General features: G+C 58.3%; 24 protein-coding genes and 1 other RNA gene. 9 read left to right on the forward strand and 16 right to left on the reverse strand.

The features are described 5' to 3' along the window. Positions 1–57: 57 nt before the first annotated feature. Positions 58–154: signal recognition particle sRNA small type (gene ffs, locus J5J09_RS02060), an RNA gene on the reverse strand. 88 nt (positions 155–242) lie between these two features. Here ffs and J5J09_RS02065 point away from each other — a divergent pair. Together J5J09_RS02065 and nudC are read left to right on the forward strand one after the other, a co-directional pair. Then, on the forward strand, positions 243–653 hold the full coding sequence (locus tag J5J09_RS02065; protein ID WP_208548046.1) for an HIT family protein: 411 nt from the start codon (positions 243–245) through the stop codon (positions 651–653). Then, entirely contained in the window at positions 650–1,603 is a 954-nt protein-coding gene (gene nudC, locus J5J09_RS02070; protein ID WP_208548047.1) for an NAD(+) diphosphatase, read from the forward strand. Before J5J09_RS02065 ends, nudC begins: the two co-directional genes overlap by 4 nt. Positions 1,604–1,623: 20 nt before the next feature. Here nudC and J5J09_RS02075 read toward each other — a convergent pair whose 3' ends face one another. Then, on the reverse strand, positions 1,624–2,475 hold the full coding sequence (locus J5J09_RS02075; protein ID WP_208552984.1) for a prephenate dehydratase: 852 nt from the start codon (positions 2,473–2,475) through the stop codon (positions 1,624–1,626). Positions 2,476–2,494: 19 nt separating this feature from the next. After that, positions 2,495–3,247: a 3-deoxy-manno-octulosonate cytidylyltransferase gene (locus J5J09_RS02080; RefSeq protein WP_208548048.1), complete on the reverse strand. Its 753-nt coding sequence runs from the start codon at positions 3,245–3,247 to the stop codon at positions 2,495–2,497. A gap of 153 nt (positions 3,248–3,400) precedes the next feature. Between J5J09_RS02080 and J5J09_RS02085 the strand changes: the two genes are divergently transcribed. Continuing rightward, a complete protein-coding gene (locus J5J09_RS02085) occupies positions 3,401–3,964 on the forward strand; it encodes a cytochrome c family protein (protein ID WP_208548049.1) in 564 nt (187 codons plus the stop codon). A gap of 60 nt (positions 3,965–4,024) precedes the next feature. Here J5J09_RS02085 and J5J09_RS02090 read toward each other — a convergent pair whose 3' ends face one another. Next, positions 4,025–4,969, reverse strand: coding sequence for an AEC family transporter (locus tag J5J09_RS02090; protein WP_208548050.1), 945 nt, complete (start codon positions 4,967–4,969; stop codon positions 4,025–4,027). A gap of 329 nt (positions 4,970–5,298) precedes the next feature. Here J5J09_RS02090 and J5J09_RS02095 point away from each other — a divergent pair, with 329 nt between their 5' ends. Continuing rightward, positions 5,299–6,291, forward strand: coding sequence for an adenosine kinase (locus J5J09_RS02095; protein WP_208548051.1), 993 nt, complete (start codon positions 5,299–5,301; stop codon positions 6,289–6,291). Here J5J09_RS02095 and J5J09_RS02100 read toward each other — a convergent pair. Next, entirely contained in the window at positions 6,284–6,778 is a 495-nt protein-coding gene (locus tag J5J09_RS02100) for an SH3 domain-containing protein (protein ID WP_246745889.1), read from the reverse strand. The genes J5J09_RS02095 and J5J09_RS02100 overlap by 8 nt on opposite strands. A gap of 234 nt (positions 6,779–7,012) precedes the next feature. Here J5J09_RS02100 and J5J09_RS02105 point away from each other — a divergent pair, with 234 nt between their 5' ends. Continuing rightward, complete coding sequence (locus J5J09_RS02105) at positions 7,013–8,017, forward strand: D-glycerate dehydrogenase (RefSeq protein WP_208548053.1); 1,005 nt, start codon at positions 7,013–7,015, stop codon at positions 8,015–8,017. On the opposite strand, the gene J5J09_RS02110 is transcribed toward J5J09_RS02105, so the two are convergent. Genes J5J09_RS02110 through recF form a run of 3 tightly spaced genes read right to left on the reverse strand, consistent with a single transcriptional unit; the run spans position 8,014 to position 10,425 of the window. After that, on the reverse strand, positions 8,014–8,499 hold the full coding sequence (locus J5J09_RS02110) for a GNAT family N-acetyltransferase (RefSeq protein ID WP_208548054.1): 486 nt from the start codon (positions 8,497–8,499) through the stop codon (positions 8,014–8,016). The two genes, J5J09_RS02105 and J5J09_RS02110, sit on opposite strands and share 4 nt — an antisense overlap. A gap of 5 nt (positions 8,500–8,504) precedes the next feature. Then, positions 8,505–9,257 (reverse strand): molybdopterin-synthase adenylyltransferase MoeB, encoded by a 753-nt coding sequence (locus J5J09_RS02115; RefSeq protein ID WP_208548055.1) that lies wholly within the window; start codon positions 9,255–9,257, stop codon positions 8,505–8,507. 40 nt (positions 9,258–9,297) lie between these two features. Beyond that, a complete protein-coding gene (gene recF / locus J5J09_RS02120) occupies positions 9,298–10,425 on the reverse strand; it encodes a DNA replication/repair protein RecF (RefSeq protein WP_208548056.1) in 1,128 nt (375 codons plus the stop codon). A gap of 147 nt (positions 10,426–10,572) precedes the next feature. On the opposite strand from recF, the gene J5J09_RS02125 reads away from it, so the two are divergent. Together J5J09_RS02125 and J5J09_RS02130 are read left to right on the forward strand one after the other, a co-directional pair. After that, the gene (locus J5J09_RS02125) at positions 10,573–10,863 is read left to right on the forward strand and encodes a hypothetical protein (RefSeq protein WP_208548057.1); all 291 of its coding nucleotides are present in this window, start codon (positions 10,573–10,575) and stop codon (positions 10,861–10,863) included. A 14-nt stretch (positions 10,864–10,877) separates the two neighbouring features. Then, a complete protein-coding gene (locus tag J5J09_RS02130; RefSeq protein WP_208548058.1) occupies positions 10,878–11,081 on the forward strand; it encodes a SlyX family protein in 204 nt (67 codons plus the stop codon). Positions 11,082–11,125: 44 nt separating this feature from the next. Here J5J09_RS02130 and dnaJ read toward each other — a convergent pair whose 3' ends face one another. The 7 genes from dnaJ to J5J09_RS02165 form a co-directional block, all read right to left on the reverse strand. Further along, positions 11,126–12,277: a molecular chaperone DnaJ gene (gene dnaJ / locus J5J09_RS02135; RefSeq protein WP_208548059.1), complete on the reverse strand. Its 1,152-nt coding sequence runs from the start codon at positions 12,275–12,277 to the stop codon at positions 11,126–11,128. Between the two features lie 4 nt (positions 12,278–12,281). Then, positions 12,282–12,605: a hypothetical protein gene (locus J5J09_RS02140; protein WP_208548060.1), complete on the reverse strand. Its 324-nt coding sequence runs from the start codon at positions 12,603–12,605 to the stop codon at positions 12,282–12,284. 143 nt (positions 12,606–12,748) lie between these two features. Then, on the reverse strand, positions 12,749–14,656 hold the full coding sequence (dnaK, locus tag J5J09_RS02145) for a molecular chaperone DnaK (RefSeq protein ID WP_208548061.1): 1,908 nt from the start codon (positions 14,654–14,656) through the stop codon (positions 12,749–12,751). A 269-nt stretch (positions 14,657–14,925) separates the two neighbouring features. Continuing rightward, positions 14,926–17,136, reverse strand: coding sequence for a transglycosylase domain-containing protein (locus J5J09_RS02150; protein ID WP_208548062.1), 2,211 nt, complete (start codon positions 17,134–17,136; stop codon positions 14,926–14,928). A 132-nt stretch (positions 17,137–17,268) separates the two neighbouring features. Then, on the reverse strand, positions 17,269–17,754 hold the full coding sequence (locus J5J09_RS02155; RefSeq protein ID WP_208548063.1) for a YbaK/EbsC family protein: 486 nt from the start codon (positions 17,752–17,754) through the stop codon (positions 17,269–17,271). Positions 17,755–17,953: 199 nt separating this feature from the next. Then, on the reverse strand, positions 17,954–19,342 hold the full coding sequence (locus J5J09_RS02160; RefSeq protein WP_208548064.1) for a dipeptidase: 1,389 nt from the start codon (positions 19,340–19,342) through the stop codon (positions 17,954–17,956). 81 nt (positions 19,343–19,423) lie between these two features. Beyond that, the gene (locus J5J09_RS02165; protein WP_208548065.1) at positions 19,424–19,840 is read right to left on the reverse strand and encodes a MarR family transcriptional regulator; all 417 of its coding nucleotides are present in this window, start codon (positions 19,838–19,840) and stop codon (positions 19,424–19,426) included. Positions 19,841–20,229: 389 nt separating this feature from the next. Between J5J09_RS02165 and polA the strand changes: the two genes are divergently transcribed. Beyond that, the gene (gene polA / locus J5J09_RS02170) at positions 20,230–23,214 is read left to right on the forward strand and encodes a DNA polymerase I (protein WP_208552986.1); all 2,985 of its coding nucleotides are present in this window, start codon (positions 20,230–20,232) and stop codon (positions 23,212–23,214) included. Between the two features lie 10 nt (positions 23,215–23,224). Here the strand turns inward: polA and pcaQ are convergent, their stop codons facing one another. Then, positions 23,225–24,154: a pca operon transcription factor PcaQ gene (gene pcaQ, locus J5J09_RS02175; protein WP_208552989.1), complete on the reverse strand. Its 930-nt coding sequence runs from the start codon at positions 24,152–24,154 to the stop codon at positions 23,225–23,227. A gap of 76 nt (positions 24,155–24,230) precedes the next feature. Between pcaQ and pcaD the strand changes: the two genes are divergently transcribed. Further along, positions 24,231–25,019 (forward strand): 3-oxoadipate enol-lactonase, encoded by a 789-nt coding sequence (gene pcaD, locus J5J09_RS02180; RefSeq protein ID WP_208548066.1) that lies wholly within the window; start codon positions 24,231–24,233, stop codon positions 25,017–25,019. The last annotated feature ends 1 nt before the right edge of the window (position 25,020 follow it).

Raw genomic sequence — 25,020 nt, forward strand, 5'->3', positions numbered from 1 at the left:
ATTCGCCCGCTAGGGCAGCGCGTACCGGTGCTTTTGCGCTTCCGGTAATAAGGGAAGGTGGGAGGCTGGCACGGCGACCCGTGCCGGGCTCGTTGGGGCTGCTTCCTTCCGGACCTGACCCGGTTGGCGAGTGGCGCGTCCACCACCAACCTCCCGACGCCACATATCGGCAATAACGAACGCAAATGCAAGCCAATGAACCAAAAAACTGATAAGGGGTGTAAAACATAGGAGGTAGCACCTTGAAGCCATTTGAACTCGATGAAAGACTGGAGCATGACAGCAGGCTCTTGATAACGCTTGAACTTTGCCATGTTCGACTTATGAATGATCGGCGCTGGCCATGGATAGTTCTTGTACCGCAACGGCCCGGTGTGAGCGAGATCTTCGAGTTAACCCCACTTGACCAGGCGGTTCTCACATTCGAGCAGATGACGGTCGCCAGCGCATTGAAAACAGCGACGTCGGCTTTGAAGATCAATATCGGCGCGCTCGGAAACATCGTGCGTCAGCTCCATGTCCACGTCATCGCTCGTCAAGAGGGAGATCCCAACTGGCCGGGCCCTGTATGGGGGTTCGGCAAATCAGAGCCCTACGCCGCGGATGCAGAGCAAGAGTTTCATAAGCGCTTTCTGGATGTTCTTCACTCATGACCAAATCTCTGTTCGCGACCGATGGTCCCCATCCCGAGCCTAGTGATCTCACCGCTTTTGCCCGAAATGGCCTCCAGCGCCAGTCGGAGCACCGCGAAGACGATTGTCTGGAGAAAGCCTTGAAGGTCGATGGTGCACATATACTGGCGCTGTCAGGTCCTCATCTGGTCCTGAAGCACGAGAACCAGGTGCTGGACCCGCTGTTCTCACCTTATGAATTGGCGGATCTCTCTCCTGATTTTAGCAACGCTGTTCTCTTGGGCTTCCAGCCAACCGGTGAGCCGCGTCTCGCAGTGCCGGTCGGTCAGCCTGCTGAACATCTGGCGCACCAATATAAGACTGCCGACGCACGATCTCTTTATCGTGACGACCTTCTGGGGGATGATCTTCTGGGCGAGGCAGCCCAGGCACTGAGCCTCGTTCATTGGAACCGGGACAATCAATTCTGCGGGCGCTGTGGCGGAAAGATGAGGAGCGCGATCGGTGGTTACAAGCGGATTTGTGTCGCTTGCGAAAACGCCATATTCCCGCGCACCGACCCTGTCGTAATCATGCTGGCCGTTAGTGAGAAGCAGGATCGCTGCCTGCTGGGACGAAATCACCGCTTTCCTGAGGGAATGTATTCCTGTCTGGCGGGCTTCATGGAGCCCGGCGAAACCATCGAGAATGCGGTGCGCCGGGAAACTCTCGAGGAATCAGGTATCGAAATCGGCCGCGTGCGATATCACGCATCGCAGCCATGGCCGATGCCGCACCAGTTGATGATAGGCTGTTTCGCGGAGGCCTTGACGGACTCGGTAGTTCTCGACCCGGCCGAGCTTGCTGACTGCCGCTGGTTTGACCGGGACGAGGTTGCAGCGATGTTGTCCGCCCGATCTGAAACCAGGACGGCCCCTCTAAAGGGAGCGATCGCCAACCGCCTCATGTCCGACTGGCTGGATTGGCAGTGACCGCGCATACTCCCGCGCGGTCAAAGGCGACCGCGCATCGGATGTCCTTTGTAGACGCCGAGGATGCGCACCTTTTCTGAGAAGAACCTCAATTCCTCTAGGGCTCGCTCTACCGGTGCATCGTGCGGATGACCTTCAATGTCGGCGTAAAATTGCGTGGCGACGAACTTTCCACCGATCTGATAGCTTTCAAGCTTCGTCATGTTGATGCCATTTGTGGCAAAGCCGCCAAGGGCCTTGTACAACGCCGCAGGAATGTTGCGGACGTTGAAGACGAATGTCGTGACGAACAGGTCTTCGGTGTCGGAGCGCCGGGCAAGCGCCTCATCCCGAGACAGCACCACAAAACGGGTCACGTTGTTTTCGGTGTCTTCGACATTCTCCGCGATGATGTCTAGACCGTAGAGGTCGGCTGCAAGGCGAGGCGCGAGGGCGGCCATCGACCGATCTCCCACCTCCGCAACGAGTTTTGCAGCGCCGGCGGTGTCGCCGGCCACGACAGGCTTCCACCCGTTGGAGCGGATGATCTGGCGGCACTGGCCAAGCGCATGGATATGACTGTGCACCGTCTTGATCTCATCCCGTGTACCACCGGGAACGACCATAAGTTGGAATCGGATCGGCATGAAATACTCGCCGATGATATGGAGGCGGGACTCGGGCAGCAGGTAATGAATGTCGGCGACGCGGCCGGCGATCGTGTTCTCGATCGGGATCATCGCGAGATCGGCATCGCCGTTTTCAACGGCCACAAATGCATCTTCGAAAGTCGGACATGGCAGGGGCTCCATCTCCGGGAACATGTCACGGCAGGCCATGTCGGAGTTTGCGCCAAAATCTCCCTGGAAGGAAATCCGGTTCGTCTGGTTCATCGCTGACATTGTCTGCTTCCTACGCTCTGGCGGCAAGTATCTGCCGCGCCTTGTCCAAGTCAGCCGGTGTGTCCACGCCAAGCGGGACGGAGCTTATGATTTCGACATCGATCCGCATGCCCGCTTCCAGCGCGCGCAGTTGCTCGAGGGACTCTCGTTTCTCCAGCGTCGAGGGAGAAAGAGAGACAAACGTCTCAAGTGCTTTCCGTCTGTAGGCGTAGAGCCCGATGTGGTGGTAAAGCGGTCCGTTGCCATGGGGTGCGGTTGCGCGTGTGAAATAAAGCGCCCGCAAACGCTCATTCGCTATGGGAGATCCGACCACCTTCACAACATTCGGATTGGTCTTTTCTTCCTCATGTGTGATTTCCACCGTAAGTGTCGCAATGTCGGTCGAAGGATTGTCGAGCGGACGCAGCGACGCTCTTATCGAGTCGGGTTCGATGGTCGGAAGATCACCTTGGACATTGATTATGATATCGGCATGTTTGTCGGGGTCGATAAGGCACAAGGCCTCGTAAATCCGGTCGGAGCCTGACTGATGGTCGACGCGGGTCATCACCACGTCGAACCCCGCCTTCTTTACCACATCGAAAACTGCTTGATCGTCCACAGCGACGACAATCCGCCCGACATTGGCCTCCTGCGCCCGCTTGGCCACCTGAACGATCATCGGAAAACCGCAGATATCGGCAAGAGGTTTGCCGGGCAGGCGTGTGGAGGCCATCCTGGCGGGTATGAGGACGAGGGTCTTTGCAAAATCATGAGAGTTCATCACAGGGCCTTCTAATGCCGGAGAAAAAGTGGCAAAAAGTCTCAGTCTCGGGACCATAATCGTGTTGCAACTGTCAAGCAAAAGACATAGGTTCCGCGCGATTTCAAGATCGTCCGGTTCGTCATCCGCCGGCTGCAAGGGGAGCGTTTGCAGATGAATTCATACGTGAATATGGGCGCGGGAGCATTGCTCGGCACGGTCTTCGTGCTGATGTCTGTGTCGATCGCGTCGGAAGGCATCTTCCACTCCGAAGCTCCGGAGACGGAAGGCTATGCCATCGTCGCCGAGGCTCCGGCTGACGCCGGCGCTGGTGAGGCCGAAGCCGTGGTCGAAACCCCGATCGCCACGCTTCTGGCAAGCGCCGACGCGGCTGCTGGTGAGGCGGTGTTCAAGAAGTGCGCGAGCTGTCACAACGCCGACAAGGGCGGTGCTAACAAGGTTGGCCCGAACCTTTTCGGCGTGGTGGGACACCCTGTCGCTAGCCACGAGGGCTTCAGTTATTCGGCCGCATTGAAGGACTTTTCTCAAGGGGGCTCCGTTACCTGGACCTTTGAAAACCTGAACCATTTCCTAACGGCACCGAAGAAATTCGTTCCCGGCACGGCGATGGGCTTTGCAGGTTTGAAGAAGGACGACGAACGGGCAAATTTGATTGCCTACCTTCGCACGCTCTCTGACAATCCGCTGCCCCTCCCGGATCCGGCGGCTACAAACTGATTCGTTTCGGATGAAGTCGAGTGACCAGAAAAATGCCCGGCAAATGCCGGGCATTTTTGTTTAGAGAACGAGCCACGCCCAAAACGTTACAGAGACGACGCCGACAGCAGTCGTTAATGTGATTGTGGAGGCGGCCAAGCCATGGCCAACGCCAAATCTGTTGGCGATAAGCCAGGCGTTGATGCCGGTTGGAACCGACGAGGTCAGCACCATGGCTGCGGTCCAGGACGGACTGAGACCCAGCAGCAAGCTTGCCGTCCAGACCACCGCGGGCATGAGGATCAGCTTGAGCAACGATGTTGCGCTTGCGATCCCGAGGTTGCCACGTACGCCGTATTTGTGAAGCGCCATGCCCAGTGAAATGAGAGCTGCGGGCGCTGCTATGGCAGCGATCTGATGGACAATGCTCGTTCCAACCTCACCGAGGGGCAACCCCGTGACATGGACCAGAATTCCGGCTCCCAGACCTGCAATCAAAGGATTCTTTAGCAGATTGGTGGCGACCTGCTTCATGATGAGGCCAATGCCGCGACCCGATCCGCCGCTCACGCCCCGTTCTGCATTTTCCATCAGGATGGTGCCGACGACCATCATCAGCGGTAGGTGAACGGCCAGCAGGATAGATAGGGGGACGATGCCTTCCTCACCGACGATACGTCCGACAAGGGGGAGCCCGATGAAGACGTTGTTCGCGAACGCGGATGACACACCTGCAAGCACACCCACGCGAGCGTCCCGTCCGAAAAGCCGTGTCGCGATCACGTGACCCAGTGTCCAGGTAACGGCCACGCCGGAAAAGTAGGCGATCCATAGGCGGAAGGGGGATGCTCCATGAAAATCCGCTTCCGAGATCGTTTGAAACAGCAGCACCGGAACAGCTACCTTGAAGACGAACTCTCCAAGGGCCTCGCCTACCCCCGCGCCGAGGAGTCCGGTGCGGACCAAAATCCACCCCAGCAATATGAGTATGAAGATAGGAGCTACGTTCGTGGCGATGGCGGTCATGGGAGGCTTTCGCAGCGGAGGCAGGAAGTCTGCCTTAGCAGCCTCATGTCGGGATACGCAATCTCGCACGCGTCAGAAGAAAAAAGCGGAGCCTAGCCCCGCTTCTCTCATCCGGTTTTGAACCGGACAAAGTTCCGCCAGTTCATCCGTGGTCGGAACGTATTGTGGTGCACGTCATGCGCACCATAGAGTTCGTTAAACACGCCGAACTCACTTGTCGCGTTGATAGCGGGAGAATGTAACAGCGGAATGACTTCCGTCTTTTCACCTTCCCAACGATGAAAAAACCGCTATGAGGGACCGATGAACTTTCTTCAGAGAGCTTGCAAATGACTGGCTTCGACGTCCTTACGGTCGGCAATGCGATTGTTGACATTATCTCCCGATGTGATGACCAGTTTCTGACTGAAAATGGGATTTTGAAGGGGGCTATGAATCTGATTGACGCCGATCGAGCCGAAAGCCTCTACGACAAGATGGGGCCGGCGGTGGAAGCGTCGGGCGGGAGCGCTGGAAATACCGCCGCGGGGATCGCTTCCCTAGGCGGACGGGCTGCCTATTTCGGTAAAGTCGCCGATGATCAACTCGGAAAGATTTTCACTCATGATATCCGCGCCCAAGGCGTTCATTATGAAACCAAGGCCAAGGGTACGACGCCGCCGACGGCACGAAGCATGATCTTCGTCACGGAAGATGGCGAGCGTTCCATGAACACCCATCTGGGCGCATGTGTGGAGTTCGGGCCGGAGGATGTCGAGCCGGCTGTCGTGGCCGCATCCAAGGTGACCTATTTTGAAGGTTACCTCTGGGATCCGCCGCGTGCCAAGCAGGCAATTCTCGATTGCGCCCGCATCGCGCACGAGAGCGGGCGCGAGATGTCGATGACATTGTCAGACAGTTTTTGCGTGGCACGCTACCGAGAAGAATTCCTTGATCTGATGCGGTCTGGCACCGTCGACATCGTATTCTCGAACCGGCAGGAGGCACTTGCTCTTTACGAGACAGACGACTTTTCCGTCGCTCTCGATAGGATGTCTCGCGACTGCAAACTCGCCGCGGTTACGATGAGCGAGGAGGGGGCCGTCATCGTTAAAGGTGACGAGCGGATTCGCGTGGACGCAATCCAGATCCGGGAACTGGTCGATACCACCGGCGCCGGGGACCTCTTTGCTGCCGGCTTCCTCTTTGGCTACACCCAGGGCCGATCACTGGAAGACTGTGGAAGGCTGGGGTGCCTCGCGGCCGGTATCGTCATTCAGCAGATCGGTCCGCGCCCACTTGGCTCGCTGGCTGAAGCCGCCCGAGAGGCCGGACTTATTTAAACGCTTCCCCCGGATAGGCGCCCCAGATCTCTCCTTGGGAGACCCATCCTTGAACGCCCCCTGCTTCCGCGCGACACCAGTTTCCGGTGCATTCGTCGAGTTTGAGGACGACTCCGGGCTGGAGCTTTGCCACAATGGCCGCGGAGTCGAGCGTATCGCGCCGCATGTTGACGAACACCTCTCCGGAGTTGCCGCGCATCCACGGCGCTGCCACCGCCGTGCGTTCGCCGGTCAGCAATGACTGGTTGACCCAACCCTCCGTGCCATCGGCGTCACGAATCCGCCTCCAGTTCTCGTATTCCTGGATAATCTCCACCGGAAGTCCCGATTTGAGGTAACGCCACGAGACCGCATAGTCCGTGCCGGGTCCTATCCGAAGGTTTACACTCTTTGCCTTCAGGCTGACAAATCGAGGCAGGGGAAGCCCGCTTGGCCCCTTCGCCGTGGACTGAGCGAGTGACGTCTGCGCCCCAGTCATCAGGAGCATAGCTATGACGCTGGAGACAAGACCGATTCGGTGCAGAGCATTGGGCATTTCGGTTCCGCTGACTGATAGAGCTTTCGGCCTGCCCACCACCCGCAGCGCTCGCTAGAGACAGTTTTGCGGCCCACCTCTACGAGTTTTGTTTGTCTTCGGACGCGGGTTTGATAGAAATTGGCCTAGCATAAAGTTATCGCCCGTTTTGGTTAACGGGTTCTGAACAGGGCATCGGCGTTCTGCATGACAAGCAAGAAAAGACCCAGGGTTTACATCACCCGGAAACTGCCTGATGCAGTTGAGACCCGGATGCGCGAGTTGTTCGATGCCGAACTGAATATCGACGACGTCCCCCGCACCCAGCCTCAACTGGTGCAAGCGGTAAAGACAGCCGACGTACTCGTGCCGACGGTGACAGATCGTATCGATGCAGCGCTTATCGAGCAGGCCGGGCCGCAGCTGAAGCTGATCGCGAGCTTCTCGAACGGCTTTGATCACATCGATGTGGACGCGGCCGCACGGCGCGGGATCACCGTTACCAATACTCCCAACGTCCTGACGGAAGACACCGCCGATATGACAATGGCGCTGATTCTGGCGGTTCCTCGCCGTCTTGCTGAAGGCTCGCGGGTGCTGACCGAAAAGCCGGGCGCCTGGGCCGGCTGGTCTCCAACCTGGATGCTGGGACGCCGGATATGGGGCAAACGCATCGGCATCATTGGAATGGGGCGTATTGGCACTGCCGTTGCGCGTCGCGCCAAGGCGTTCGGGCTCTCCATCCACTATCACAACCGCAAGCGCATCAATCCGGCGACTGAGGAAGAGCTTGAAGCGACGTACTGGGACAGTCTCGATCAGATGTTGGCGCGGGTCGACATCGTTTCGGTGAATTGTCCATCGACGCCGGCCACCTACCACCTTATGTCGGCTCGCCGCCTGGCCCTGATGCAGCCTACGAGTTATATCGTGAACACGGCCCGTGGCGGGATCATCGACGAGATGGCTCTCATCAACTGCCTTCGCGAGGGAAGGATCGCCGGAGCCGGACTCGATGTCTTCGAGAACGAACCAGCGGTCAATCCGAAGCTCGTAAAGCTGGCGGAGCAGGGAAAAGTTGTACTCTTGCCGCATATGGGGTCGGCCACGATCGAGGGCCGGATCGATATGGGCGACAAGGTGATCATAAACATACGCACCTTTTTTGACGGCCATCGCCCCCCGAACCGGGTATTACCAGGCAGGACCTAGTCCCAGGACACGCGCTTGCGCATTTCGATGAATGTCGTGCGGTCAAAGCCTCTATGCCGGCCTTCGCTGAAGAGTTCGAATCCCATCGATCTAAAACGCCTGTGGTTGTCTGTAAGCTCGATTCTCGTTTCGAGTCGAAGCTGGCGATAACCGATGGATCGCGCCAGATCGTCAGCCCGTCCCATCAACCGTGTGCCGATACCGCGGTTTTGGTGCGACGGCGCGACGGCGAGCTTGCCTATATAAAGACAGCTCGGGGGTTCCGGCCGACAAAAAATGCAGCCTATCAGCTCATCATCTTCTCTTGCTACAAAGCCGATCTCCTGTCTGGCCTTTTCCCGAAGCGACTGAGGCGTCATCGAAAGAGCCGAGGACGGCGGATCGATGATCCCATTCATGTAGGAAAACGAACCTAGGATAAGCTCGAATAGCTCCTCCCAGCGGTCAAAAGAGAGGCCGATCGCAACGATATCTTCGTCCATGAAGATTAGCGTCTCCGTCGATACCTGATGGTATCAAATCGCGCGGAAAGGGAGTCATAGAGCAGAAGTCGGCCGATCAGCGGTTCGCCGGTCGCGGTAATAAGCTTGAGAGTTTCCATCGCCATCAGCGTCCCTATGACACCGGTCAGTGCACCGATGACGCCGGTCTCGGCGCAGGACGGCACCAGCCCCACCGGTGGTGGCTCCGGGAAGATATCACGGTAACCGGGGAGAAGGTCGCCGCTATCGTCATGTTCATAGGGCTTGAGCACTGTGAGCGACCCGTCAAACCGGCCGACAGCTCCTGTGACCAGCGGCTTTCTCGCTGTTTCCGCAAGGTCAGCCGCCAGAAAGCGCGTTTCAAAGTTGTCCGAACCGTCAACGATAATGTGGAAGCGTGCGAGATGCAGCTCTGCCCACTCTTTCGTGAAACGTTCGTGGAAACGCTCCGTGCGAACATGCGGATTGATTCGGCCTATTGTCCTGGCGGCGCTCTCTGACTTTTCGTGGCCGATGGTGCCGGTGTCATGAATGACCTGTCGCTGCAGATTGGATAGCGACACTGCGTCATCGTCGATGATGCCGATCGTGCCGACGCCGGCGGCCGCCAGATAGAGAAGTATGGGGGCTCCCAAACCGCCTGCGCCGATCACCAGCACTCGCGCAGCTTTGAGTCGCTGTTGGCCTTCGCCACCGATTTCGGGCAGCAGGATATGGCGCTGGTATCGGGCAATCTCGTCGGGTGTCAGAGGGTTCATCTGCACAGTCGTCCTGTGAGGGATGCGGGTGAGCTGATCTTCATAAAGATGTTATCGATCCGTGATCGACGTTCAAGAACTGTGCTCGGTCCCCCAACGCTGAAAACATCGATGCATCGGTGCCGGTCATAAAGGCTTGCCCGCCAATAGAGTCGATCCGATCGAAAAGCGCAGCGCGGCGATTTTCGTCGAGATGCGCGGCGATCTCGTCCAGCAGCAACAGCGGCGCATGGCCGGTCAGGTTGGAGACGAGGCGCGCATGCGCGAGAACGAGCCCGACCAGAAGTGCCTTTTGCTCGCCCGTCGAGCATCGCTCGGCCTCCATGTCCTTCTCGGCATGCCGAACCAGCAGATCGACACGGTGAGGTCCCTCCAGAGTACGCCCGGCAGCCGCGTCGCGATACCGCCCCTCAAGCAGCATCTCCGCGTAGAGATCCTCAAGGTCGACCGCCGGCCGGCCGGATTGCCCGTCCATGAATCCATTCAGTTCCAGACGTGCTGAGGGAAAAGCCTCTCCTCCCGGCTCCGACTCGATTAATGTCACCAGCAGGCCGAGAACCTCTTGGCGCGCGAGTGCCATGGCAATCCCGAGCCCTGCCATCTGCCTCTCGATTCCGGTCATCCACGCGGGATCGAATCGGCCTTCGCTGAGAAGACGATTGCGTCCCCGCATAGAACGTTCGAAGTCGCTGGCGCGCCTGCCGTGGGCCGGATCGATGGATAGGACAAGCCGGTCGAGAAAGCGTCGCCGATCGGCCGAAGAGCCCGTGAAAAGACCATCCATGGCGGGTGTCAGCCAGAGAAGCCGGGCGTGGTCTGTCAGTTCGTCCACGGAGCGCGCGGCAGTGCCGTTGATGATCACTCGTCGGGTTTGGCCTTCCTCTCCCGCCTCTGTGCCAATGCCGATCTCGACATCACCTTCCATTCCGTCCAATGCCGCAAAGATGCTAAACACCCCAGCGCCAGCCACATTGGCAACATCGGCTAGAACGGCGGTCCGCAGTCCTCTGCCCGGCGACAGGTAGGAAACGGCCTCCATAAGATTGGTTTTTCCGGCACCGTTCGCGCCCGTGAGCACGACGTGTCGATCGTCCAGCGACAAAGAGACATGTTTGTAATTGCGGAAATCCGTCAGCTTCAGCCGTTGGATCGAAACCTTGTGTGTCATGATGAATCGCGGTTGCCTCTTGAAGCACGTAGGCCGTCTGCTTGCCTAAGGCAAGACATTGGGTCGCAGGACTACGTTGCCCGGCATCCATCGACGTAGCGGGTAATTCCTGTCAGACTAGGGATCGACAACCTCGGTTGAGCTGCCATGACACGCGACCCTAATGTAGAGCTAACGCCCGAAGAAGCGCGCCGTGACCACTGGGAGATGCTACGCTTTCTTGCGACCAACGCCGGATTCGGATTTTTCCTTGGTCTGGGCGTGTCAGCAATGCTCTTCTTCTTTGACATTGGTGGTTTGGGGACCCATCTCGGCAGAGCGCGCGAGCCGATTCTGCCTGCGGTTCTGATTTCCATACCGCTTGCCCTCACCTTCGGCGCCGCCGTCACGGCATCGGCCATAATGCTGATGCCTTACAAAAAGAAGAAACAGCGGTAGCGGAGAACAGTTACATGGACAATGATCGGCTGATACGGCTTGAGGAGACGGTCGCCTACCAAGCCAAGATCATAGACGAGCTTTCGGATCAGTTAGCCGAGCAGTGGAAGGTCGTCGAACAGACGCGAAGCAAGTTGGACCGCCTGACGGAGCGTTTTCTGACGCTTGAGGAAAACAGTTTGGATGCGCCCGCGATCACCAGGCCTCCACACTATTGAGTACAAACGAAGCCGGCGGGATTTGCGCCGGCTTCGGAGGCAGCTCATTCGCTGAGCGTGTCGAAGAAGTCCTTCATCCGCGAGAAGAAGCCCGTCGATTCGGGGTTGTTTTCTTTGGACGAAATCTGCTCGAATTCTTGAAGCAGTTCCCTCTGCCGCTTGGTCAGCTTCTGAGGCGTTTCGATACGGATCTGTACATAGAGATCACCGGTTTGCGCGGACCGCAACACTGGCATACCCTTGCCTTTCAACCGGAACTGGCGACCGGTCTGAGTGCCTTCCGGCACCGTCACACGCGACTTCGTTCCATCGAGCGTAGCCACATCAAAGGTGCCACCAAGTGCCGCCGTGGTCATCGAGATCGGCACCGAGCAATAAAGATCCGCGCCGTCGCGCTGGAAGAACTCATGCGGCTTGACGGACAGGAAGATATAGAGATCACCCGCCGGGCCACCTCGCAGTCCCGCTTCCCCTTCACCTTGAAGACGAATTCTGGTCCCGTCGTCGATACCCGCCGGGATATTCACCGACAGCGACCGTTCCTCCGTCACGCGGCCCTGGCCATGACATTTTGTGCAGGGGTCAGAGATTGTCTGGCCTCGTCCGTGACAGGTCGGACATGTCCGCTCGATTGAGAAGAAACCCTGAGCGGCCCGAACACGTCCGGACCCTTGGCACGTCGCGCAGGTCGTAGGCTTTGTGCCCGGTTTCGCACCGGACCCTGTGCAAACGTCGCAAGTGATCGACGTAGGCACACGGATTTGAGCCGTCTTGCCGCTGAACGATTCCTCGAGCGAGATTTCCATATTGTATCGAAGGTCGGCGCCACGTTCCCGACCGCCCGTGGAGCGCTGACGGCCACCGCGGGCGCCGCCCATCATCTCGCCGAAAATGTCTTCGAAGATGTCAGAAAAGCCTCCGCCGCCGAAACCGCCACCCTGGAAACCACCTCCGCCACCCATGCCACCCTGCTCGAACGCAGCGTGGCCGAACCGGTCATAGGCCGCACGCTTCTGGGGGTCCTTCAGTGTCTCGTAAGCCTCGTTGATTTCCTTGAACTTCTTCTCGGCATTAGCGTCGTCTGGATTCTTGTCAGGATGATATTTCATCGCCAATTTGCGGAAGGCGCTTTTCAGCTCCTTCTCGTCGGCGGTCCGGGCGACCCCCAGGGTCTCATAGAAATCTGCTTTTGCCATGGTCCTACAAAGCTCTCAAAGCTTTCTCCAAGCCACTATGGCTGCCATTCTTCTGGCGATTTAACGTTTCGCACCCCTGCATGTCCTTGACGAAATCCGCAGCTGCGGCCCGTGCATCCGCGACAAGGAGTTTTCGTGCTTCGCCGCTATGCGCGAGAGCTTCAACGACGGACGCAGCAACGAAACCCAAGGAATGAGCGGCCATGTCGCAACTGCTGACGGCTTCCCCCCGATCTCGCTTGTTCAAGGCCGCTTCAATAAGTTTGCCAAGTGACGCGACGGATTTTCGCAGTGTCTTGCCATCTTTTGCCGTCACGGCAGCCGTCACGCGGCCTTCCTCCGCGGCGACAACGCGAAAAGTCTCGCGATCACTTGCCAAGGCGGAGGAAAAGCTTGACGTCGTAAGGAAGAGGGCTGGCCCAAGGACCAGCCACAGAGAGTTTGAACGCGACCGAACAGGGCGGCTTTTCATCAAGCCGACTTCTTCGTGTCTTCGTCCTTCACTTCCTCATAGTCCGCATCGACGACGTTATCATCGCCTGCCGGGGACTCCGAACCACCCTCAGCTTGCTGGGCTTCATAGATTGCCTGGCCAAGCTTCATCGATACTTCCATCAGCGACTGCGTCTTCGCCTGGATGTCGTCAGCATCTGGTTCGGCGACTTCAACCGCCGCACGCAGCGCAGCCACCGCATCTTCGATCGCCTTGCGGTCAGCTTCAGACACCTTGTCACCGTAGTCCTTCAGTGACTTTTCGGTGGAGTGAATCAGGCTTTCCGCATGGTTCTTGGCTTCCACGGCAGCGCGACGCTTCTTGTCTTCGTCGGCATGCGCTTCGGCATCCTTCACCATCTTCTCGATATCGGCGTCGGAAAGACCACCAGAAGCCTGGATTCGGATCTGCTGTTCCTTACCCGTGCCCTTGTCTTTAGCCGAAACCTGAACGATGCCGTTCGCGTCGATATCGAAAGTGACTTCGATCTGCGGAACGCCACGGGGTGCCGGCGGCAGGCCGACCAGGTCGAACTGGCCGAGCAGCTTATTGTCCGCGGCCATTTCGCGCTCGCCCTGCGAGACCCGGATCGTCACGGCCTGCTGGTTGTCGTCGGCGGTCGAGAACACTTGGCTCTTCTTCGTCGGGATCGTCGTGTTGCGATCGATCAGACGGGTGAAGACGCCACCCAGCGTTTCGATACCAAGCGACAGCGGCGTGACATCGAGCAGCAGCACATCCTTGACGTCGCCCTGCAGAACACCGGCCTGGATGGCCGCACCGAGTGCCACGACTTCATCCGGGTTCACGCCCTTGTGCGGCTCTTTGCCGAACAACTGCTTGACGACTTCCTGTACCTTCGGCATGCGGCTCATGCCACCGACTAGAACAACTTCGTCGATTTCGCTCGGAGAGACGCCCGCGTCCTTGAGGGCGGCCTTGCACGGTGCGACAGTCCGCTGGATCAGGTCATCCACCAGGCTTTCAAACTTGGCGCGGGTAAGCTTCAGCGTGAGGTGCTTCGGACCGGACGCATCAGCCGTGATGAACGGCAGGTTGATTTCTGTCTGCTGAGACGAAGACAGTTCGATCTTCGCCTTTTCAGCAGCTTCCTTGAGCCGCTGAAGCGCGAGCTTGTCGGTCTTCAGGTCGATACCATTGTCCTTCTTGAATTCGGCTGCGAGATACTCGACGAGACGCATGTCGAAATCTTCACCACCAAGGAAGGTATCGCCATTGGTCGACTTCACTTCGAAGACGCCATCACCGATTTCCAGGACCGAGATATCGAACGTACCACCACCAAGGTCGTAAACTGCGATGGTCTTGCCATCCTTCTTGTCCAGACCGTAGGCAAGAGCGGCGGCAGTCGGCTCGTTGATGATGCGCAGCACTTCAAGACCCGCGATGCGACCTGCGTCTTTCGTCGCTTGGCGCTGTGCGTCGTTGAAGTAGGCAGGAACCGTGATAACAGCCTTCTCGACCTTCTCGCCAAGATAGGCTTCCGCCGTTTCCTTCATCTTCTGCAGCACCATCGCCGAAATCTGCGACGGAGAATACTTCTTGCCCTGTGCCTCGACCCAGGCATCGCCGTTGTCGCCCTTGACGATATGGAAGGGGACGAGACCCTTGTCCTTCTCAACCGTCGGATCTTCATGGCGGCGGCCGATCAGGCGCTTCACTGCGAAGAGAGTATTGGTCGGGTTGGTGACTGCCTGACGCTTGGCCGGCTGGCCGACGAGACGTTCGCCGTCGTCACTGAAGGCAACCATGGACGGTGTGGTCCGCGCACCTTCCGAGTTCTCGATCACTTTCGCGTCCTTGCCATCCATGACGGCGACGCAGGAATTGGTCGTTCCGAGGTCGATACCGATTACTTTAGCCATGTCATTCTCTCCTTGAAGCAGACCGTCGGAACCCGGATCAGGCATTCCATTGACGGCCCCTTGACGTGGATTGTCTTAAGGTCTCGCAGCGAAGGCTGCTCGTATGCGGCGTATATAAGAAGCGCGTTTTCCGACTGCAAGGCTCCTTGTGGACCTCGCGTCGGGAAAACACGGCCACTCAAACTTTGACAGCGTTCGGTAGTCCGGATGTCACACGCCGCAACAAACCATGCATTTCCGATCTTGCTCCGACCTGTTGAAGCGGGGTGTTACTGACCCATGATTACGTCGAGCAGGGTCGTCCTTCGTGTTGCCGGCGCCTGCTGACCGATATCCCCGGGCGGTGTGGGCCCGACCGTCGCCGTAGGCCCAAAGTCAGCCTCGGGTGTTGCCGGTGCCGCCGCCGGAGTGGGTGGAGGCGGATAGGCCGTTGATGATTGACCACCTCCGAGAAGCATGTCGTGGATCATCGACGTGAGAGATGGTTCTGTCGTTTCCGGTGCCACCGTCCCGCCGAGCGGCGCTGGACGAAGACCCGCGTGCGCGGCGGTCATGAAATCCTTCCATGCCTTTGCCGGTAGCCCCCCTCCTGTCACTTTCTTCATGGACGAACCGTCATCATTGCCGAACCAGACGCCAGTTGTCAGATTTGCCGTGTAGCCGACAAAGAGCGCGTCGCGGAACGACTGCGTCGTGCCCGTCTTGCCAGCGACCTGCCAACCATCGAGGCGCGCGGACTTACCGGTTCCCTCGGTCACCACGCGGGTCAGCATCGAATTCATCGCACCGACGACGTGTTCGCTGAGGACCCGGGGTGGGTTCTGGTAGTCGGTTTCGTACAGCACTTCGCCGGATGCGTTGGAAATTCGGCGGATGATGTGCGGTGTTGCCTTGTAGCCTCCGTTCATGAACGGTGCGTAGGCTGCGGTGAGCTCGACGAGCGAGACTTCCGACGTCCCGAGCGCGATAGAAGCATTTGCCTGCAATTCGGACTCGATTCCGAGACGGTGGGCGAGCTTGACCACCTGCTGAGGTCCGACTTCCATGACAAGTTGGGCTGCGATCGTATTGAGCGAATTCGCCAGGGCATTGCCGAGACTGACTTCGCCGCGGTAATTCTGGTCGTAATTTTCCGGCGTCCAGTTCCCGATCCGGATTGGCGCGTCATTGCGGACGGACGAAGGGCGCATCCCTATTTCCATTGCCGCCGCGTAGACGAAAGGTTTGAAGGCCGAGCCCGGTTGCCGCCGTGCTTTGTAGGCACGATTGAACTGGCTGGTCGCGTAATCTCTGCCGCCAACGAGGGCGCGGATTGCTCCGGTGCCGTCTATCGACACCAAGGCCGCCTGAGAGGCATTCAGCTTCTGTCCTTCGGCCCCGAGCGCCTCGGTGATCGTCGCTTCGGCCTTTTTCTCAAGTGAGGTATCTATGGTGGTCTCCACCAGCAGATCTTCCTCGACGTTGCCGAGAAGCAGCTTCACGTCGTCCATGACCATATCGGCCACGTATTGGCCGGCGCCGCTCCAGTAGCTTTTCGCCTTGGTCGGAGATTGCGACATTGCCGTCTTCACCTCGTCATCGGTGATGTAGCCCTCCTCACGCATCGCGCCGAGAACGACCTGGGCGCGCGCTTCTGCTGCATCCGGGTCGCGGGCAGGCGAAAGTCGCGACGGCGCTTTGAGAAGTCCGGCAAGAAGTGCTGCCTCTCCCAGATTGACCTCGCGCGCGGACTTGTTGAAGTAGCGGCGCGATGCGGCTTCAACGCCATAAGCGTTCGAACCGAAGTACACACGGTTGAGGTACATCGCCAGAATCTGGTCTTTCGTGTACTTCTGCTCGAGCCAGAAAGCCAGCAGCACCTCCTGGACTTTTCTTTCGATTGTCCTGTCGGGGGAAAGAAACATGTTCTTTGCCAGCTGCTGGGTGATCGTGGATCCTCCCTGAATCGGCTGTCCGGTAAGGTTGTTGACGATGGCGCGAGCTAGGCCGAACGGATCGACCCCGAAGTGGGAGTAGAACCGGCGATCCTCGATGGCCATCACCGCCTGAGGAATGAACGGCGACATATCCTCCAGGGGCAGTGCTTCGCCGCCTGTGGCGCCGCGATTGGCAATCACCGTCCCGTCTACCGCAACGATCTTGAGGTTGGGCGGCCTCTCGGGAATGCTCCACGTGCTCGCGCTTGGCATGCGCGCACCATAATAGAGAACGATGCCGGCCACACCGATGCCGCCCCAAATTCCAAGGACGATGCACCAGTATATGAGGTTGCGGAGAAGCGAGCCCAAACCGCTCCGTTCCCGTGTCTCCCGCCGTTTCGACCTCGTGCCGGAACTTTTCTTTCTCGTTCTTTCGCGACCCGACTTCTTTCCGGCGGAGGAACCTCTGTCCCGCGGATCAAGCCGCAGCTCATCCTCGTCGTTATCCATAAGGTCGAGGGTCGGCTCTATACGTTGTTTCGGGTTTCGTCTGCCTGCCATAGCGAACCGGTGACGTTCCTCTGATAATATGTCGGGAGAAGGCGCCTAGTTTCAATCACGGCAACCTAGGCGAAGCCTGAACTTATTGATTGAATTTAAATGCGGCTATTTAAGGGGAGGTTAACCCTCGGTTTACGCACCATTTTCATTGCAGTCCGGCGCTTGGCAGAGGTCTATCCAAGTCGCCCGTGTCAAGGTCGCCATAAGATCGGGAGCGACTTTCACCGCCGCGTTGGTGGCTCCCGCTGCCGGTACGACTTCGGTGAACGACTTAAGAGAGATATCGCAGTAAACAGGTAGATCGCTTGCAAGCCCGAAGGGACAAACGCCACCGACCGGGTGGCCTGTCAGCGCAAGGACCTCGTCCGCGCCCAGCATTCGCGGCTTTGCGCCGAATTTCTCCTTGAACTTCTTGTTGTCAAGTCTCCTCGTACCCGCTGTCACGACCAGCATGACCGTGTCGCCGACCTTCACGCAGATGGTCTTCGCGATCTGGTCCGGTTCTACTCGATGGGCCTCGGCCGCAAGAGGAACCGTTGCAGAACTTGCCTCTGTGACAATCACCGCTATTTCCGGTGCGTGTACGGCAAAGAACGAACGAACTGATTCGAGACTCATTGACCTCTCCTTTGGCGTCGTCCTAAGGAAGTGGAATGTAAGACTTATTTAACCTAGATGCAGGACCATCCTGCTACAGAGAATGTAGAGACCGGACGGGTTTCTCATGTACTACTCGGAAAATTCGACCACGGATGTACTGGCGTTTTGTTCTGAGACGATGAAAAGGTCGGGCATGCCCGACCTTTTTGCGTTTTGATTACTTCCCAAGCGCATCAATGATCCGGATCCACGAGCGGATGCCCTTTTCAAAGGATTGAAGATCGTACTTTTCGTTCGGCGAATGGATGCGGTCATCTACCAGCCCGAATCCCACGAGAAGCGAGTCCATGCCGAGCATCTTCTGGAAATCGCCTACGATCGGTATCGACCCACCCATGCCGATCACGACAGCCGGCTTCGGCCATTCGTCGGAAAGCGCAGTCTTGGCCTTCGTCAGGACAGGAGAGTCGTAGGACAGTTGAATGGCGGGTGAGCCCCCGTGCTCATGGAATTCGACCGTGCAATCCGCCGGTATCTTCGAGCGGACATAGGCGCGGAAGCTTTCCCTAACCGCCGAAGGATCCTGTTGCCCGACCAGACGGAAAGATACTTTGGCGGAGGCTTGAGCGGCTATGACCGTCTTGAAGCCTTCTCCGGTATAACCGCCCGTGATGCCATTGACCTCTGCGGTCGGTCTTGCCCAGGTGAGTTCAAGTACGGATCGCCCCTTCTCGCCTGACGGAACAGAAAGGCCGACTTCACCCAGAAAACTCTCGGCACTTCTGCCCAGCTTTTCCCACGACGCCTTTATATTCGCCGGCGTTTCCTCAACGCCGTTGTAAAACCCCGGCAGCGTGACCCGACCGGTTTCGTCATGAAGTCCTGCCAGGATGTTTGCAAGGATGTGGATGGGATTGGCCGCCGCGCCGCCGAATAGGCCTGAATGCAGGTCGCGATCAGCGGCCTTGACGGTCACCTCCTCGCCGACCAGGCCCCGCAAGGCTGCGGCAATCGCGGGTGTATCCTTGTCCCACATGCCGGTATCGCAAACCAGGGCGTAGTCAGCTTTCAGTTCCGCCGCATTCGCCTCAAGAAAGGGCTTGAGGGATGGCGAGCCGGACTCCTCCTCTCCCTCGAACAGGATGGTAATTCTGATAGGCAGGCCGCCATGAATGTCCCTGTATGCTCTGCAAGCCTCGACGAAGGTCAGCAACTGCCCCTTGTCATCAGCCGTGCCACGACCGGTAATGACCTTTCGTCCGCCCTCAAGCTCTTGAATGGACGGATCGAATGGGTCGTTGTCCCACAGGTTGAGTGGATCGACGGGCTGCACGTCATAGTGACCGTAGAACAGCACATGTGGCGCATCCGGTGCCTTTGCCTCATGATGAGCCACCACCATGGGATGGCCTGACGTGTTGCGCACCGATGCCTCGAAGCCGAGCTCTGACAAGACTTTTGCCAGCCATTCAGCGGCCTTGCGGCAATCGGCAGCATAGGCTGGGTCGGTCGAGATTGACGGTATTCTCACCAGGTCGAACAGACGGTCGAGACTGGCGGAGAAGTTCTGATCGGCTCGATCGAGCACGGCTGAAAGTTGGGTCATGTCCAAGTCCTGCATTGCGAATGGACGCGGACGATAAACCAACGGGTCGGCTGTTTCGAGACTTCTTGGAAAAAATGCCGGCTAGAGTTTGCGGGCGTTGTCGATCGCCAGACGAATGTATTCCAGCATCAACTCGCGCTCGAAACGCCGGAAACCCTTAAAGAGCGCGTCATCGGCCTCGGATGCGACAGAGATGGCCTCGTCCCGCATCGAGCGTGCCTTATCCGTCAGATAGATGAGTTGCGCACGCTTGTCCGTCGGATGCGGCCGCCGCTCGATCAGTCCGTCCCGCTGCATGCGCGACAAAGTGTTCGCCATGGTGGCTTGCTCGACGTCCACGCGCTCGAGCAACTGAGCCTGGGTAAGGCCCTCTTCATCCCAAAGTTCCAGCAGAATAGGAAATTGCCCGGGAGAAAACCCGAGTTTCACGGCCTTGGTGTGGAGTGAGCGCGAAAAGCCCTTGGCCAGCTGTGCCGCGAGGTAGGTTGCAGAATCCATGTACTTGAAAGCCACTGTTACGAACGGCCGCAGTCTCACGCGAAACTTATAATAAATTGCTAGCGATCGAATGCGGCTTCAGGGAAATTTTCGCAGCGCGAATAAGCAAAAACCGCCACGGCTTGGAGGCGGGCCGTGGCGGTCTGAAAAAGTAGGACAAAGGCCCGGAGAGGGGGATAAGGCCTTTGCCCAAGTCTGACGCGGCGGGGGACGAGCCAACTATCAGACTGCGGCGTGATCAATCGCCGGTGACTAGGAAATGATAGGCCAAATATGGTTTTTCAAGGGAAGGGTGGATTACAATTCGGTAACGTTGGCGTGAGGCACTGAGCAGCCCGACGGTCAAGTTTCAATGGACCTTACGCATGGCCCGCGCTATCCATGCAGCCATGAAAAAAGGCGATCATCTCTTCCTCGTTGACGGCTCGGGTTTCATCTTCCGGGCCTTCCATGCTTTGCCGGCCCTTACCCGCAAGTCGGACGGCCTTCCCGTGGGCGCTGTGTCCGGCTTCTGCAACATGCTTTGGAAGTTATTGACGGATGCCCGCGACACCTCCGTCGGCGTAACGCCGACGCATTTCGCCGTAATCTTCGACTATTCGTCAAAAACGTTCCGCAAGGAAATTTACGAAGCCTACAAAGCAAACCGCAGCGCGCCACCGGAGGATCTGGTGCCGCAGTTCGGCCTGATCAGGGAGGCGACCCGCGCCTTCAATCTTCCCTGCATCGAAACGGAGGGATTCGAGGCCGATGACATCATCGCCACCTACGCGCGGCGTGCCGAGGCCGCTGGCGCCGACGTCACGATCATCTCTTCCGACAAGGATCTGATGCAATTGGTGACCCCCAACGTCCACATGTATGACAGCATGAAGGACAAGCAGATCGGCATTCCGGACGTTATCGAGAAGTGGGGCGTCCCGCCTGAGAAGATGATCGACCTGCAGTCACTGACAGGGGACTCGACCGACAACATCCCCGGAATCCCGGGCATCGGTCCGAAGACGGCGGCACAACTGCTTGAGCAGTTCGGCGATTTGGATACCCTTCTTGCGAGAGCCGGCGAGATCAAGCAGGACAAGCGACGCGAATCGATCATCGCCAACACCGAGCAGGCGCTTCTGTCGCGCCAACTCGTGACGTTGCGCGCGGACGTGCCTCTGGATCTGGATCTGGATGCGCTGGTTCTTGAGCCGCAAGACGGTCCGAAACTGATCGCATTTCTGAAGACCATGGAGTTCTCAACGCTGACGCGGCGCGTGGGAGAAGCGACTGGAACCTCCGTGAATGACGTCGAACCGGGCCATGTACCTGTGGAGTGGGGCGCCGCCGCCCACGGACCCGATCTGGATACGATCTCGGGAGGTGAAACTCCGGCGCCGCCGTCCGCCGCGACTATGTCCGGCACCGCAGCCTCTGCGACCCGGTCTGCCGGAGAGCAGAGTCCGCATGACCTTTCCGCAGCGCGATCCGCGGCCTTCCTGGGAGGGCAGATCGACCGGTCGTCCTATGTCACGATCCGCGACATGACCGTTCTTGCCGACTGGATCAGGGCGGCCAGTGAAGCCGGTATAGTCGCTTTCGACACCGAGTCGACTTCGTTGGATCCGATGCAGGCGGAGCTGGTGGGATTTTCCCTTGCTATTCCGGACAACGCTGCTTCGCCGGCCGGCCTGCCGGTCCGCGCTGCTTATGTTCCGTTGAACCACAAGAGCGGTCATGGCGATCTTCTGGGGGGAGGATTGTCGGATGGCCAGATTCCGGAGCGGGAGGCACTGGCGGCATTGAGGACCTTACTGGAAGACCCAGCAGTCCTGAAGATCGCCCAGAACCTGAAATACGACTACCTCCTGATGAAACGCTATGGCATTTCTGTCGCTCCCTTCGACGACACGATGCTGATGTCTTACGTGCTGGAGGCCGGGCGCGGCGCCCATGGAATGGACAGCCTCTCCGAGCGCTGGCTCGGGCATGAGCCGATCGCTTACAAGGACGTGGCCGGCTCGGGCAAATCGAGCGTCACGTTCGATCTGGTGGACATCGAAAAAGCCACAGCCTACGCCGCGGAAGACGCCGATGTGACGTTGCGGCTTTGGATGGTTCTGAAGCCGAAGCTTGTGGCTGACGGATTGATGCGCGTCTATGAGCGGCTGGAGCGGCCACTGGTTCCGGTTCTTGCCGAGATGGAAGAACGTGGCATAACCGTTGATCGGCGGATTTTGTCCCGGTTGTCTGGAGAGCTTGCCCAAAAGGCGGCTGGCATTGAAGAAGAGATTTATACCCTTGCGGGCGAGCGCTTCAACATCGGCTCGCCCAAACAGCTAGGTGATATCCTGTTTGGTCGCATGGGCCTTCCCGGAGGCACCAAGACCAAGACGGGCCAGTGGTCGACGTCCGCACAGGTGCTTGAGGATCTTGCAGCGGAAGGTGCTGAGCTGCCGCGCAAGATCGTTGACTGGCGACAGCTCACGAAGCTGAAATCGACGTACACCGACGCCCTGCCAGGCTACGTTCATCCGCAGACGAAACGCGTTCATACCTCGTATTCTCTCGCGTCTACCACCACCGGGCGCCTCTCCTCCTCGGAGCCCAACCTGCAGAACATACCGGTTCGCACGGCCGAGGGCAGAAAGATTCGAACCGCCTTCATCTCGACACCCGGCCATAAGCTCCTGTCCGCCGACTACAGTCAGATTGAGCTTCGTGTGCTGGCCCATGTCGCCGACATTCCGCAATTGCGACAGGCTTTCGCCGACGGGATCGACATCCATGCGATGACGGCTTCGGAAATGTTTGGAGTTCCGGTCGACGGCATGCCTTCGGAAATCCGTCGCCGTGCCAAGGCGATCAACTTCGGCATCATCTACGGCATCTCTGCGTTCGGTCTGGCAAACCAGCTTGCCATAGAGAGGTCGGAAGCCGGCGAATATATCAAGAAGTATTTCGAGCGCTTCCCCGGCATCAGGGACTACATGGAGGGTACCAAGGCCTTTGCGCGCGAAAACGGATATGTCGAAACGATTTTCGGTCGACGCGCGCATTACCCGGATATCAAATCGTCAAACCCGTCTATGCGGGCCTTCAACGAAAGGGCAGCGATCAACGCGCCGATCCAGGGATCGGCGGCAGATATCATTCGCCGTGCGATGGTACGGGTAGAGCCCGCACTCGAGGCGGCCGGTTTTGGCGCGTGTGCGCGAATGCTCCTGCAGGTCCATGATGAACTGATATTCGAGGTGGAAGAAGAGGCCGTTGAGGCGGTTATTCCACTGGTCGTTGATGTCATGGAAAATGCGGCCATGCCAGCTATCTCCATGAAAGTGCCGCTTAAGGTGGATGCACGTGCGGCGAACAACTGGGATGAAGCGCACTGACGGGAAGCGACTAACCGGCGCGTGATGCCACGTGCTCCCGAATAACCTGCTTCATGAGCGATAGAGCCGCACTCGGCTCCGACGTCGCTTGGGTCGTCAGACCCACCGCCCCCCGCGTCTCCTTCATGTCGACGGGCAGTTCGGCAAGGCCGCCTGCGGCAAGGTCGTTGACGACAGCGCCCCGCGAAATGATCCAGACGGCATCATGGCGCATTGTGTAGGCGCGACCGAACGAATCGGAGACCGTTTCTATCGTGTTTGGCAGATCCGGAATGCCGTTCGTCAGAAGCAGCCGGTCGACGAATGGCCGAATGACCGAGCCGGCGATCGGCATGAGTACGACATAGTTGGCGAGTTCGTTCAGCGTGAAGTTGCGACGGGCGGCAAGTGGGTGCGAGGGCCGTGTCACGATCACCACCTCCTCGCTATAGAGCGGCTCGAAAAACAGCCCCGTCATCCGCTCCGGGGCACCCAGTCTGCCAACCACCAGATCGAGTTCGCCTAGCCTCAAGGCGTCGAGCAGAACTTTGTTGTCTCCGGAAACGATGGTGACCTGGCTTCCTGTTTGATGTCGCAGAAAATCTGACACGGCATCCGGCAGGAAGGTTGTTGAGGCGGTTGGCAAACTGCCGATCCGGATGGGCGGCCCCTCCGACTTCTGCACCTCTGCTATCGAATCAATCCCTCTCTGCACGGCCGCCACGCATTCTCCTGCGTGCCGGAGAAATATATCGCCAAAATGAGACAGGCGAATACCGCGGCCCTCTTTCTCGACAAGGGCGACGCCAAGAATGGTTTCCAGTTCCCCAATCGTTCGGGAGACGGCAGGCTGCGTAACCGCAAGAGCATCGGCGGCCTTGCCGATGCTGCGATGCCGCCCGACTTCGAGAAACGTCTGCAAGTGGCGAAACTTGATCCGAGCGTCCAAAGCATTCCCAATCTGTTATGGATTTGGTCCGAAATATCATTTTACCTTGCTTATTTCACCGCCTAATTTGGTCTCAGAGGAGAAAATAATGGCTTTTGCCAACGTCAACCACACCACTGTCCATTACGAAATGATCGGCGACGCGTCCGCGAGGAAGGTAATCGTCTTCTCCAATTCGCTGGGTACCGACTTTCGGATTTGGTTGCCGCTGTTCGACGAGCTGGAGGACGACGTGTCGATCCTGCTCTACGATTCGCGCGGTCACGGGCTGTCAGGTCTTGGACCGTCGCCGTTTACGATGGATGATCTTGTCGACGATTTGATCGGCCTCGTGGAGCATGTCGGCATATCAAAAGCGGTCTTCTGTGGCCTGTCGGTTGGCGGATTGATCGTTCAGGGCCTCTGGCGGAAGCGGCCGGATCTCGTGAGACGAATGATCCTCTGTGACACCGCGCCGAAGATCGGGACGGCGGATGTCTGGAATGCTCGAATCGATGCTATCGAAAAAGGTGGCCTCGAATCAATCTCGCAAAGCGTAATGGAACGCTGGTTCACGCCCGCTTTCCGGACGGAGCGTCCGGAGGAACTGTCGGGTTACAGGCTGATGATGGAGCGCCAGTCCATCAGCGGTTATGTTCAGACCTGCAAGGCTCTGCGCGACACCGACTTCACCGATGTTTTGCCCACAATCACCGTGCCCGCCTTGTTTGTTGTCGGCGACGAGGACGGGTCGACGCCGGTCGATCTTGTGCGCCGCGCCGCCGACGGCGTCCCTGGCTCTCGTTTTGAGGTTATCGCGGAATGCGGACACATTCCCTGTGTGGAGCAGCCGGAGGCGCTCGCACGCCTCATTCGCTCCTTTACCGGCAAGCCATGAA

Origin of the sequence: Ciceribacter sp. L1K22 (genome assembly GCF_017599385.1) — a bacterium.
In the GTDB taxonomy this organism is placed as follows: Bacteria; Pseudomonadota; Alphaproteobacteria; order Rhizobiales; family Rhizobiaceae; genus Allorhizobium.